We start from the raw sequence: 13064 nt of genomic DNA on the forward strand, positions 1-13064 counted from the left end.
CCAGCCTATCCACCACCGTTTCCGATTTTAACTGCTTCCCGATCCGTTCCAACCATTTCCGCTGCGAGTCCGTCCACTGGCGGGACGCCAGAACTTTTGCGATCGCGCGATCGACCCGTTCTTTAGCCGAATTGTTCTTGATATAATCCACCATTTCCTCAGTCGAACAACCCGCGATCGCCTCCACTCGTTCCCGGGTGCGATCGTTCAAATTCCGCCAACAATTGATCGACGATCTCCGGCAACGCCCTCCCATCGTCCACCGACCCCAATTCGTCCACCAATTGGGCAAACGTAATATTGGGAGTTTTGAATGGGTTGACCTCGATTTCCGATGCTTCCGGGATGGGTCTGGCAACCCTGTAAGGTTGCCCCCACCATTGATTTTTGACTCCTGGGCAACCCTGTAAGGTTGCCCCCACCCGTTTGAATTAACCCACCACCCGCCGCAATAGCAATCCTTGGGAGTCGGAGAGCTCGAAGGCTTTCAGGTCGGGAATCTCCAGGCCCGGGGAAGCGATCGCCACCCGCCACTCGTCGAGATCCAACTGCAGCCAGTCCCCCAGCGTCACCGTCACGGGGTCGCCGCCCATGTGGGACACCATCGCCACCTGGACGGGATTTTCGGGCACGCCCTCCTCTTGGGGTTGGGTCCGCAGGCCGTAGAAAACGGTGCGATCGCCGTCGCTGATGCGGTTGAAGCGATCCATACCCGACAAATTCTCCATCAGCCAATCATTTTGTTGGCGGAATTGCCGCAACGCCAAATTGTAGGCCGTCTGTTCCGGATTCAACGCCGCCTCGTGGTTCCAGACGTTGCAGAGGTCGTGGGCGTCCTCCATGAACGCCCGGGCGAAGTCTTTCAACCGCCCCACATCCAACTCCGCCAAAACCTGAGATTTGCCGGGGACGTTCAACTTTTGCAGGTTGGACGCCGATTTGCGAGTTTTTGTCTCTTCCTTCACCTCCGGTTTCTCCGACTCTGCCCCCAAATACCGCTGGCAGAGGCGGGCGACTTCTTCGAGATCGTAGTCCGTCTCTTCGATCGCATCGTAAAGGCCCCGCATGAACTGCCGCAGTTCCGCCAGTTTGCCGAATCCCATTTTTTTGAGGCGGGGGAAAGCGTCCGTTTCGGCGTACATGGCGGGCTCCACCTGCCAATCCAAAAAACCGGCTTCTTCGGCCACCACTTTCACCCCATAGCGGTCATCCGTATTCCGCAAAAATCCCCAGGGCGATCGCATCGTACAATTGATAAAATCCATCGGCAGTCCGGGACTGAACCCATACACCATCATTGCGATCGCCGGGTTATCGTAGGCATTATTGAGCACCTCCACATAGGTTTTACCCAAATTCCAGTTGATCGGCAATTCCGGATCGACTTGAGTCCCCCGCCGCAGGGTGTCGTGATTGCCGCAACCCGTAATCCAGTGGGCTCCCACCTGCATCACTTCGCACACCCGCTTCCATTTTTTATCCCAAAATTGCCTCAGCGTCGGGGTGTTGTGGGCGAAAATCAGCGGGCCCCACTGGAACGCCGGCGGGACAAATTCGATCACATCCCGATAGGTGGAAATCTCCTCCCACCCTTCCGCCGGCCAGGGCCGTCCGTCCTCAAAGATCATGAACGGGTAACGTTGGCAACCCCCCACCGTCTGGACGACGTGGGCGATATCCGCCAGATAAGCATCATCGTACTCCACCCGCCCGGACATGGGGTTGAAGAATTTGAAATCCTGGGCGCCGTCTACCCGGATGCCGTCGATACCCGTTTCCGCCTTCCGCCGCTGCATTTCCAGCAACACCGCCCGGACGACGGGGTTTTGGTGGTTGACGTCCTGGCCGTACATATTCGGCCCTTTGAGGAATCGTCCGTTCAGCAGGTCGATCGCCTGGTTGTCGGCGTGCCCGTAGACGACATCATACACCACCTGAATCGGCCCGGTGGGGAAGTTGTGCAAGGTGGCGATAAAGTCCACCAATTCTTCGATCCGCAGGGTTTCCAACACCGAGGGATCGGTGGCTGAAGAACCGAAAATTACGATATCGTAGCCCCAGTTTTGGGTGTCGGGTTTTTTCAGGGTGATTTTGAGATCCCCTTCTTCGTATTCGACACCTTCCGTTTCCGGGTCCATCTCGTCCATGTCGTCTTCGTTGAAGATGAAGAATCCCTGCCCGAATTCGTGTTCGGCGCGATATTCGACGGTGGGTTCGACGGGGAGTAATTGCACGGAATCGTAGCCGATATAATTCTGTTCGGCGGGGGTGAGTTCTTCGTTTTTGACTAATTTTTCGCCGATACGTTTGTAGAGTTCGGTTAGACCGGAGAGATACCCGTTGGGGGAGGCGGTGTTGACGTGCAGTTGCAGAATATTTTTTGGGGGATGGACGCGGGGGATTTCGTCGGTTTCGCCCTCAGTTTTCCACCGGGAGAAATAGTCGCGATCGCCCCGGTTGTTTTGCATCCCCTGGAAGTCGTAAACTTCGGCGGGGGCATAGACGCCGTAGGGTAAAGAGTAGGCTAAAAAGTCCCCGATGGTGCGGATCTCGTTGGTGTTGGGGTCTAGATAGTGCATCCAGTAGAAGGTTCCCAACTGATCCTTGTTGCCGGGGCGGATGCCGGAGTAAACCCCCCAAAATAATTCCCCCCGTTTTTCGAGTTGGACGTATTCCCGATGGAAGGTGACTTTTTGGACGGGGGTTTTGGGATCGATTTTGCCCTTGGGGGTGAGGAATTCCAAATAAATGTTTTTGGGCTGGATCATGTCCGCCCCCAATTCCGGTGCCCAGAAGCCGATTTCAGTTAAACCATCGGGGCGATAATGGGCGCCCAAACGGGTGGCGATCGCCTGGGCTTTTTGAAATACGGTAAGGTCTGAATTGTGAATGTCTTCCGCCCACTGAATCAGTTTTTGAGTTTCGTCTTCAACTCGGGTGATGGGGGTCGATTTCGGTTTAGCTGTTGTTACCATAATTCTCGATTTAAGTCAAAAAAAGAGAGGACAAGGAATGGGACATTAACTATCGGTTACGCCCGGGAATTCATTCCCGATCTAGCAGTTTAGTAGGGTGCGTTAGCGACAGCGTAACGCACCTTAAAAATTGACTAGACTGACACAGTTTAAACGGTGGGTTACGGCGGATTTCTAAATAGCTTTAACAGCAATAAGTTTCAGCCGCCTAACCCACCCTACGACGGGATCGTTTCAGCATCCTACTTTGTTTCAGCTTCCAAGGTCAAGGTTTTGCGTTCATCTAATTTGAGGACGATGACGCCCAAGGGGGGCAGACTCAGTTCGATCGCCTGGGAGAAGCGATTATTTCCCCATTCAAACGACTGCTTGCCGCCGAAGTTGCCCAGGTTGCTGCCGCCGTATTTCTCGGCATCGCTGTTGAAAATTTCGGCGTAGAAACCGGGTTGGGGAACGCCCACCCAATAGTTATGGCGGGGAATGGGGGTGAAGTTGCAGACGATGACAAGAAACTCATCGGAATGCTTCGCCTTCCGCATGAACGAAACCACGCTTTGATGGGCATCATCGCAGGAAATCCACTCAAACCCATCGAAGGAGAAATCTTCGCTGTACAAAGCCGGTTCAGAACGGTATAAAGCGTTGAGGTCGCTGATATATTGTTTCAGGCGGTGGTGGGGTTCCGACTCCAGCAGCCACCAGTCCAGGTCATTCCAAACATTCCACTCCCGCCACTGGCCGAATTCCATGCCCATGAACAAGGTTTTCTTGCCGGGATGGGTGAACATATAGCCGAAAAGCGATCGCAAATTGGCGAATTTTTGCCAGTGATCTCCGGGCATTTTATTAATTAAACTGCCCTTTCCGTGGACTACCTCATCGTGGGACAACGCCAGCATGAAATTCTCGCTGAACGCATACATAATGCTGAAGGTGACGTTGTTGTGGTGGTACGGGCGATGGACGGGATCTTGGCTGAAATAATTCAGCATATCGTGCATCCAGCCCATATTCCACTTGAAGCTGAACCCCAAACCGCCCAAATAGGTGGGGCGGGACACCATCGGCCAGGCGGTGGACTCTTCCGCGATGGAGAGGATGCCGGGGTAGTAGCCGAAAATCAGCGTGTTCAGGTGACGCATGAAGTCCACAGCCTCGATGTTTTCGTTGCCGCCGTGGTGGTTGGGGACCCACTCTCCGGGTTTGCGATCGTAATCCAGATACAGCATCGACGCCACCGCATCCACCCGCACGCCGTCGATGTGGTATTTGTCGAACCAGAACAGGGCGTTGGAGATCAGGAAGTTCTGGACTTCGTGGCGGGAATAGTTAAAAACTAGGGTCCCCCAGCCCTTGTGCTCGCCCTTGCGGGGGTCGGCGTGTTCGTAGAGTTCCGTTCCGTCGAACCGGGCCAGGCCGTGGGCATCCTTGGGGAAGTGGCCGGGTACCCAGTCCACGATGATGCCGATGTCGTTTTGGTGACATTGATCGACGAAATACATGAAGTCTGCGGGGGTTCCGAAGCGGGAGGTGGGGGCGAAATATCCCGCCACCTGATAGCCCCAAGACCCGTCAAAGGGGTGTTCGGCGACGGGCATCAACTCGATGTGGGTGAAGCCGAGTTCTTTGACATAGGGGATGAGTCGGTCGGCGAGTTCCCGGTAGGTGAGAAAGCGGGCGCCGGGTTTTTCGGAAATTTCCACCACCTGACCCGTTTCCGGCGGTTCGTCAACTCCGGCGTGCAGCCAGGACCCCAAGTGGACTTCGTAGATGGAGATGGGTTGGTCTTGGGGCTCGGTGTGGCGGCGTTTTTCCATCCAGTCGCCGTCCCCCCAGGTGTGGGTGCTCAAGTCGGCGACAATTGACGCCGTGCTGGGGCGGACTTCTTGCCCGAAGCCGTAGGGGTCGGATTTTTCGTAAATGTGTCCGACGTTATTTTTGATCTCGTATTTGTAGAGTTCTCCGACTTCGAGTTCGGGGATGAACAGTTCCCAGATGCCGTTGCCGCCCCGTTTCATCTGATGGTGGCGTCCGTCCCAGTAGTTGAAGTTGCCGATGACGGAGACGTTGCGGGCGTTGGGCGCCCAGACGGCGAAGTAGACTCCTTTGACGCCGTTGATTTCGGTGGGGTGGGCACCGAGTTTTTCATAGATGCGGTGGTGTTTCCCTTCGGCGAACAGGTGGATGTCGAAGTCGGTGAGTTTGGGGGAGCGGAAGGCGTAGGGGTCGTAGAATACCCGTTCGCGATCGCCTTCTTTGACTTTGAGTTGATAATTTTTGAGTTCGGGAACGTCCAATTCGCATTCAAAAAAGTTGGGGTGGTGTACCGACTGCATCCGGTACTGTTCCCGCTCTTCGGGGCGGATCACCCAGGCGGCATCTGCGTTGGGAAGGTAGGCCCGCACCAACCAGCTCGTTTTCCCGTCCTGCTCGATGCAGTGGGAACCCAGGATCTCGAACGGATTGTTGTGCTGATTGCTGACAATCCGCTGCACCTGTTCCGGAGCAATTGTCGTGGTCATAGGAAATCTACCTCTGCTGCATCGGTCTTATGGTAGCAAAGTTATTGCCTGGGGGTTCGCCCCATAAATTTGATAGCTTGGGCGAATGCGGCTCAAAATGTATCGACCAAAAGGTATAAATTTCTCGAAACGTTCCGATCGCTCTCGGATATCATTCTCGGGATGGAAGCGGAAAATCGTATCGCCCGATACAGACGGCTGGGGCGATCGCGTTTAATTTATGCGATCGTTGGTGGAAATTTATCGTTGACGGGAGGTCAAATCGTTTGATCCTTTAGATAGATGCTGACACTGTAAATTTAAATTCACAATATAGTAATTAATCATCGGTTGATCACCTCTGACGCTGCGCTTTCATCCGCCATTCATTCAAACTTGAACCATGTCACACCTGATCAAAGTCAATGATTTCGGTTTTAACTTAAATTCGGTGATTTGCTGGTATCGATCGCCCGATCGAGACGGAAATTCACTCATTCTCAACCTGCAAGGCGATCACATCCTAAAATTCACCGGAAAAGATGCGGATTTAGTCCAGCAGATTTTGAGCCATTCCGCCCTGGATTTGCCGGCAAAAATTAGGATGGAAAAGCAGGAAACGAAATTGGAAGTCGCCTAAAATTCTTTTGTTGCTCTTCGGAACAAACCCGGCCCGGCGCGATCGCGTCGGGCCTCAACTATGGCAATTTTCAATGGTCGATTTTTCGGGGCAACGGGGGCGATCGGGTCGCCCGAAAAATGAGAAAGTGTGAAGAACTCGTTTATATCTATCGGTTTATATCGGCGGTTTTACCTCCACAAACAAACTCGACAATATCACCCCCGAAATTGAAGCGATCGCGACTTTTATTGAAGGTTATAACCAGCGGAAGACGTTAATTTTTATATCTTTTGTAAAGCTAGTAATTAACAAATCGAGCGCGGCCGACGCTTTGAACGAAAATTCGATTGAGGACAAGCTTAAAATTATGGTTGGTAAAATCTTACAATCTCGCATCGCATCTTTGGGAACGATTTCGGTACTCGCCGTCACTTCCGCACTGTTTTACGGTTCCCCCGCGCGATCGCAAGTTTTCTGACTTGTTAATTTCCCCCAAAATATGGGTGCGGACTCGCTCCGCATCCATATCGGCCGTGGGGAATCATCTCATTATAGCAATCAGCAGTCAGCTTGCGATCGCCCACCTGCAAAAGGGCCGCTACACGTCAATACTCAAATATCGGGCAACCGGAGACGGTTGCCCCCACGGGGGAGCCGATCGCGCGATCGCCCCTTTTTTGTGGCTTCAAAGTGCCGCGTAACCGAAGGTGACATTAAATTCGCGGCACCAAATGCCCACGGATTGAAATTGATTGATATCAATGTTGTCGGGGAGGGCGTAGCGTTGGGTGCCGTCGAATTGTTGCAGGGCGGCAATGGTGACGTAATCCCCCTCATTGAGATTTACGGGGATGGAACCGCCGCGGTGCAAAATGACCTGCACGTCGGGGCCTTGGGCGGTGGTGAATTCGCTATCAAATTCTAAATAGCGTTTGCCATTTTCACTAATAATTCGAGCGGTTCCCACGGTGGGGTGGTCTTGTTCGACGGTGACGAAAGACCCCATCGCGATGACGCTTTGTTGCTGAGACTGGGCGACGGCGGGTTCGGAGAAGCCCGGGGCGGGGAGGGTGGCGATCACCCCGAACGTACCCAAAACCAAGGCGCAACAGAGACCGAAAGTTTTCAAATTGTCGAGAATCATGGCTGAACTCCGGGTTTGAATGTCTGAGAGTTTCTAAACTACGGGGCGCGCCGGTGAATTGGGTGATAGTCAGATAAGAGAATGCACAGAAGCCAATCGCCCGGTCATCCTTCCCCAGTCCGGGATCGATATGCCATGCTGGTAAGTATTGGTTTGATGTCTCGATCCGATCGACTGAAACGTTCTGACCCCTCGAATGTCCGTTGGCAATTTCAAGGCGATCGGACGGATGGCGTTGCGGATGTAATCTCGCGGGTGAGAACCTCTGACACCGGGCAACATCGACCGAAGACCCGTCCGACCGCCATCCCACGAACCGCGCCATATCCTACGGAGAACGGAACAGTGCTGGAGTTACTCGATCGCATGGTATCCCCGAATTTTTATATGCCCCACGGCCATTGTTACCTGTGGCAAACGCCCCTGGTGGGGCTCCACGTCGTCAGCGACGGGTTGATCGCGATCGCCTATTTCTCGATCCCGGCAATGTTGTTTTACTTCGTCCGCAAACGCAACGATTCGCCCTTTTCCGAGGTGTTCGTGATGTTCGGGGCTTTCATCATTTTTTGCGGGATCGGCCACAGCCTGGATATCTGGACGCTGTGGTTTCCCAACTATTGGATCTCAGGGTTCGAGCGGGCTGCGACCGCTTTGGTGTCCTGTTACACGGCGTTGCGGCTGTGGGAATTGTTGCCCCAATTTTTGGCGTTGAAAACTCCGGAACAACTCGAAGTGGTGAATCTGGAGTTGCAAAAACAGGTGGCGGAACGGGAGAGAACGGAAGAAATCCTGCGGGCGATCGTGGCGGGAACCGCGTCGGTGACGGGGGCGGATTTTTTTCCGGCTTTGGTCGAGAATCTGGCTCGGTGTTTGGACGTGCCCTATGTGGCGGTCACGGAGGCCGACAGATCGGGTCGGTTGACGCCGCGAAATCTGGCGTTTTGGTGGCGGGATCATTTGGTCGATCGCGAAGATGTGAATTGGGACGAGACCCCCTGTAATACGGTTTTAAAAACGCAAAAAATTTGTTGTTATCCGCAAGATTTACAGCAGCTTTTTCCCGAATATGAATTGTTGCAAGAGTTAGAGGCTCAGAGTTATCTGGGAGTCCCCCTGGTGAACCGCGATCGCGAGGCGATCGGGATTTTATCAATTCTGGATGTCAAACCGCTCTTTCAAGACGATCGCACCCACGCGATCGTGAATATTTTTGCCACCCGGGCGGCGACGGAACTACAGCGGAAATGGGCGGAAGAAGAGAAGCGACGGGCTTACAAAGAGTTGGAATTTCGGGTGGAGGAGCGCACTGCCGAACTCAAAAAAGCGAATTTGGCTTTGGAGACAGAGGTGCAAGAGCGGAGCGTGGCGGAAGTGGCGATGAAGCTGATGGCCGACCGCGAACGGGCGATCAATCAGGTGATTTTGCAGATGCGCCGCAGCCTGGATCTGGAGAGCATTTTTCGGGCGACGACGGACGAGTTGAGAAAAGTGATTTCCGGCGATCGCGTCCTCATTTATCGGTTCAATTCCGACTGGAGCGGCGTTTTGGTGGCGGAATCGGTCGCGGCGGGTTGGAAGAGCGTGATTTCGGCCGCCGAAACGCCCCAAAACTGGCTCCAAAATGCGGTCGATCATCGAGATTGTATCGCCTCCCGATTCGGATTTTCTGACACCCTGATCGAAGATACCTATTTGCAAGAAAACCGGGGTGGAATTTACCGGGAAGCCGACAGTTATTGTTGCGTTTCGGATGTCAAAACCGCCGGGTTTTCTCCCTGTTATCTGGAACTGTTAGAGCAATTGCAGGCGCGATCGTACACGATCGCTCCCATCTTTCAAGGACAGAAACTTTGGGGCTTATTGTGCGTTTACCAAAATGGCGAACCCCGGCACTGGAAGGCTGCGGAAGTGAACGCGATCGCCCAAATCAGCAACCAACTGGGAATCGCAGTCCATCAAGCCGAATTGTTTTTTAAAACCCAGCGTCAGGCGGAGGAATTGAAACAGGCGGCCCACGCCGCCAATGCGGCTAACCGCGCCAAAAGCGAGTTTTTGGCGAATATGAGCCACGAACTCCGCACCCCCCTGAATGCCATTTTGGGCTTCACCCAGTTGTTGCAGCGCGATCGCACCCTGGCTTCCAAACATCAGGACTATATCAAAATTATCAGCCACAGCGGCCAGCACTTGTTGGAGCTGATCAACGACGTTTTGGAAATGTCCAAAATTGAAGCGGGCCGGGTGACGTTCGACCGGGCCAAATTTGACCTGCATTCCACATTGCGGGCGATTGAAGCCATGCTGAACCTGAAGGCGGAATCGAAGGGGCTCAATCTGCGGTTTGACATCGAAGAGGACGTGCCGCAGGCGATCGAAACGGATGAGAGCAAGTTGCGACAGGTACTGATCAATTTGATCGGCAACGCGATCAAATTTACCGAGCAAGGGACGGTAACGCTGCGGGTGTCGGTACTTCGGAAGGTGAATTCTGACCGCGACGGCCGGACGGTTCTGAAGTTTGAAATTCGGGATACGGGCTGCGGTATTTCCGAGGAGGAAATGCACGAATTATTCCAGGCGTTCAAACAGACGCGATCGGGCCGGGAAAGCCAGCAGGGGACGGGTTTGGGCTTGGTGATTTCCCAGCGCTTCGTCAAGTTGATGGGGGGCGAAATCGAAGTGAGCAGCGAGTTGGGGAGGGGCAGTTGTTTCGGCTTCCAAATTCCCGTGTTGCTGGGCGACGGACCGGTCCCGGGCGGCGGGGACTCCCAGTTGAGCCGTGGGCTCCGCGTCGCGCCGGGACAAAAACGGTATCGCATTTTGGTGGTGGAAGATCACCCCGTCAACCGCCTGTTGCTGACGACGCTGTTGCAGGATTTGGGCCTGGACGTGGAGGAGGCGGAAAATGGGCAGGAGGCGATCGCTGCTTGGAAGCGGTGGCGCCCCGATTTGATTTTCATGGATATGCAGATGCCGATTTTGGACGGCTTCGCGGCCACCCGGGAGATCAAGGGGTCGGACGGGGACGCCATCCCGGCGATCGTCGCCATCACGGCCAGCGCCTTTTCTGAACAAAGGCAGGATTGTCTCGATGCCGGGTGCGACGATTTTATCGGCAAACCCTTTCGCCGGCAACAGGTTTTGGATATTCTTGCCCGGTATTTGCACCTCGAGTACACCGAGAACCCCCCCGAAACGGAAGCGATCGACGGCGCCCCCGCGCCCGAGCCACGGGCGATCGATGCGGGAGAGATCTCGGCTATGCCCCCCGAATGGCGGGAGCAACTCCGCTATGCGGCCCAACTCGGCAACGATCTGGCGATTTTATCCCTGATCGAGCAAATCCCATCGGAACGGTCTGATCTGATTCGGGAGCTCACGGCGATCGTGGAAAACTTTCAGTTTGAACAGTTGCTCGAACTGTTCGACGCCGAGGGGACGCACACCTAACCCCCGACCGGGACGACTGCCCGCTCCCGGGCCATGATCGCCTTCGGGAAAACCGCCTGAACTTGACGCTCGATGTCGTCGAGGAAATCGTCGCCGTGGGTGGGGTCGTGGTGGAAGATCGCCACCTGCTTCACGCCCGCCGCCTCGGCCATTTTCACCGCCTCCTGCCAGGTGGAGTGTCCCCAACCCACCTTGGGGGACTTGGGGTTGTGATATTCGTCGTCGGTGTACATCGCGTCGTAGATGAGAAGGTCGGCGCCCCGGGAGAGCTCGAGAACGTTGTCGTCCAACCCGTCGGGCAGGTGTTCGGTGTCCGAGCAGTAGACCACCGACCGCCCCTTCCAGGTGACGCGATATCCCATCGCGGTGTTGGGGTGGTTGAGCTGTCCGGTCTCGATTTCGATGCCGTCGTCGAGTTGGAGGCTGTCCCCGGCTTTCAATTCGTAAAATCTCAGGTCGGCCTGCAATCCCTTCAGGGGGATGGGGGAGTTGGGGTGGAGGACCCGCTCGATGAAGTGCTTTTTCATCGACTCCCCGTCCGGCGGGATGGCCCCGTAAATGTGGAAGCAGTTGCCGGGGGTGAAGGCGGGGGTGAACAGGGGAAATCCCTGGATGTGGTCCCAGTGGTAGTGGGTGAAGAAGATGTAGGCTTCCAGGGGCATCTGTTCCGCCAGGGAATCGCCCAGAGCCCGCAGGCCGGTTCCGCCATCGAAAATCAGCCGTTTTCCGGCGACCCGCATTTCCAGACAGGAGGTGTTGCCGCCGTAGCGGATGGTTTCTTGGCCCGGGGTGGGGATGCTCCCGCGCACCCCCCAAAACTCCACCACAAAATCTTCGAGATCTTGAGGGGAGGACTCGGGGCGATCGCGATGGGTTTCCAACGCAGAAGATGGGGTGGTGGTTTCCATTTTAATCTTCAGGTTTAAAAGTGCCGCACTGACCGTGATGACGCAACAGATGGTCACAGAGTACCAGGGCAACCATTGCTTCTACCATTGGAACGGCTCTCGGTAAAACGCACGGGTCGTGTCGCCCTTTAGCTGCCAGTACCGTTTCCTCTCCCTCGCGGGTCACGGTTTTCTGCTCTTTCCGAATTGTAGCAGTTGGTTTGAAGGCGACTCGCACGACGATCGCCTCTCCGTTGGAGATCCCCCCCTGCACGCCGCCCGAGCGGTTGCTGGCGGTGCGGACTGCACCGGTTTCGTCGATGTAGAATTCGTCGTTGTGTTCGCTGCCCGCGAGCTCGGTGCCGGCGAAACCGGAGCCGATTTCAAAGCCCTTGCTGGCCGGCAGGGACATCACGCCCTTGGCCAAATCTGCTTCCAGTTTGTCGAATACGGGGGAGCCGAGTCCTCGGGGGACGTTGCGGACGACGCATTCCACCACCCCCCCGACGGAGTCGCCGGCGTCGCGGACGGCTTCGATCAGTTCGATCATCCGCCCGGCGCATTCGCCGTCCGGACAGCGGACGATGTTGCTTTCGACTTGTTCCGGGGTGACGGTTTGGGGGTCGATGGCGGCTTCTAACGTTTTGATGCGCTTGACGTAGCCGACGATCTCCACGTTCGCCACCTGTGCGAGGACTTTTTTGGCGATCGCCCCCGCGGCCACCCGCCCGATGGTTTCCCGGGCCGAAGACCGGCCTCCTCCCTGCCAGTTGCGGATGCCATATTTGGCGTCGTAGGTGGCGTCGGCGTGGGAGGGGCGGTATTTTTTCGCCATCTCGTCGTAGTCCTGGGGCCGGGTGTCTTTATTTTTGACCGCGATCATGATCGGGGTGCCGAGGGTTTTTCCCTCGAACACCCCGCTGAGAATTTCGCAGGTGTCGGTTTCTTTGCGCGGCGTGGTGATTTTGCTCTGTCCGGGCCGCCGGCGATCGAGCTCGTACTGAATTTCTGAGATGTCCAGGGGGAGTTGGGGGGGGCAACCGTCGATGATGACGCCGACCCCTCCCCCGTGGGATTCCCCGAAGGTCGTGACGCGGAATAAATGCCCGAATGTATTGCCCATACTGAGTCTCGCCGAATGTTTGCAGAGTTTCGATCCTATCAGATCTCCACTCTCCAAATCCTAGGGCGCGGCGGGGGAGTTGATGCGGGAATGGGAAGGTCTTCCGGCGTCCCCCGACACCCCGCGATTAATCTTCGTGATCCTCGAAGGGATCGCTCAATTCTTTGGAGGGGGGGCCGAAGGCGGTGTAGATCGAGTAGGCTGCGATCGCGACGACGATCGCCGCCAAGGAAATGTTGAGAGCGACTGCTGGTTCCATCTGGTTGTTTTCAATTGTGGTCTGTAATTAGGGGTCGAGAGAGATGTTACCATCTCCCCCTCCCATTCAAAACCGTGCATGAGACTTTCACCTCACACGGCTC

General features: G+C 55.4%; 10 protein-coding genes. 3 read left to right on the plus strand and 7 right to left on the minus strand.

Annotated elements, in window-relative coordinates; all coding sequences use genetic code 11:
* The 3 genes from LKE08_RS01380 to glgB form a co-directional block, all read right to left on the minus strand.
* Nucleotides 1-211 (minus strand): type I restriction-modification enzyme R subunit C-terminal domain-containing protein (locus LKE08_RS01380; RefSeq protein ID WP_324702398.1); only part of this gene is annotated, 211 nt, incomplete at its 3' end.
* A 220-nt stretch (nt 212-431) separates the two neighbouring features.
* The gene (gene gghA, locus LKE08_RS01385) at nt 432-2975 is read right to left on the minus strand and encodes a glucosylglycerol hydrolase (RefSeq protein ID WP_324702399.1); all 2544 of its coding nucleotides are present in this window, start codon (nt 2973-2975) and stop codon (nt 432-434) included.
* A gap of 242 nt (nt 2976-3217) precedes the next feature.
* Complete coding sequence (gene glgB, locus LKE08_RS01390) at nt 3218-5497, minus strand: 1,4-alpha-glucan branching protein GlgB (RefSeq protein ID WP_324702400.1); 2280 nt, start codon at nt 5495-5497, stop codon at nt 3218-3220.
* A 69-nt stretch (nt 5498-5566) separates the two neighbouring features.
* On the opposite strand from glgB, the gene LKE08_RS01395 reads away from it, so the two are divergent.
* Together LKE08_RS01395 and LKE08_RS01400 are read left to right on the plus strand one after the other, a co-directional pair.
* Nucleotides 5567-5767 (plus strand): hypothetical protein, encoded by a 201-nt coding sequence (locus LKE08_RS01395; RefSeq protein ID WP_324702401.1) that lies wholly within the window; start codon nt 5567-5569, stop codon nt 5765-5767.
* A 112-nt stretch (nt 5768-5879) separates the two neighbouring features.
* Nucleotides 5880-6116, plus strand: a complete 237-nt coding sequence (locus LKE08_RS01400; RefSeq protein WP_324702402.1) for a hypothetical protein — start codon at nt 5880-5882, stop codon at nt 6114-6116.
* A gap of 667 nt (nt 6117-6783) precedes the next feature.
* Here the strand turns inward: LKE08_RS01400 and LKE08_RS01405 are convergent.
* Nucleotides 6784-7242 carry a DM13 domain-containing protein gene (locus tag LKE08_RS01405; protein ID WP_324702403.1) on the minus strand — a complete coding sequence of 153 codons (459 nt, stop codon included), beginning with the start codon at nt 7240-7242 and terminating at the stop codon, nt 6784-6786.
* Between the two features lie 345 nt (nt 7243-7587).
* Here LKE08_RS01405 and LKE08_RS01410 point away from each other — a divergent pair, with 345 nt between their 5' ends.
* A complete protein-coding gene (locus tag LKE08_RS01410) occupies nt 7588-10692 on the plus strand; it encodes a GAF domain-containing protein (RefSeq protein ID WP_324702404.1) in 3105 nt (1034 codons plus the stop codon).
* Here LKE08_RS01410 and LKE08_RS01415 read toward each other — a convergent pair.
* From LKE08_RS01415 to psbN, 3 genes are all read right to left on the minus strand, one after another.
* Nucleotides 10689-11600: an MBL fold metallo-hydrolase gene (locus tag LKE08_RS01415; protein ID WP_324702405.1), complete on the minus strand. Its 912-nt coding sequence runs from the start codon at nt 11598-11600 to the stop codon at nt 10689-10691. The genes LKE08_RS01410 and LKE08_RS01415 overlap by 4 nt on opposite strands.
* A 1-nt stretch (nt 11601) precedes the next feature.
* A complete protein-coding gene (aroC, locus tag LKE08_RS01420; RefSeq protein WP_324702406.1) occupies nt 11602-12702 on the minus strand; it encodes a chorismate synthase in 1101 nt (366 codons plus the stop codon).
* Nucleotides 12703-12829: 127 nt separating this feature from the next.
* Nucleotides 12830-12961: a photosystem II reaction center protein PsbN gene (gene psbN / locus LKE08_RS01425; protein WP_324702407.1), complete on the minus strand. Its 132-nt coding sequence runs from the start codon at nt 12959-12961 to the stop codon at nt 12830-12832.
* Nucleotides 12962-13064: the final 103 nt, after the last annotated feature.

The sequence above is a fragment of the Lyngbya sp. CCY1209 genome, assembly GCF_035615495.1.
Taxonomy (GTDB): Bacteria; Cyanobacteriota; Cyanobacteriia; order Cyanobacteriales; family Microcoleaceae; genus Limnospira.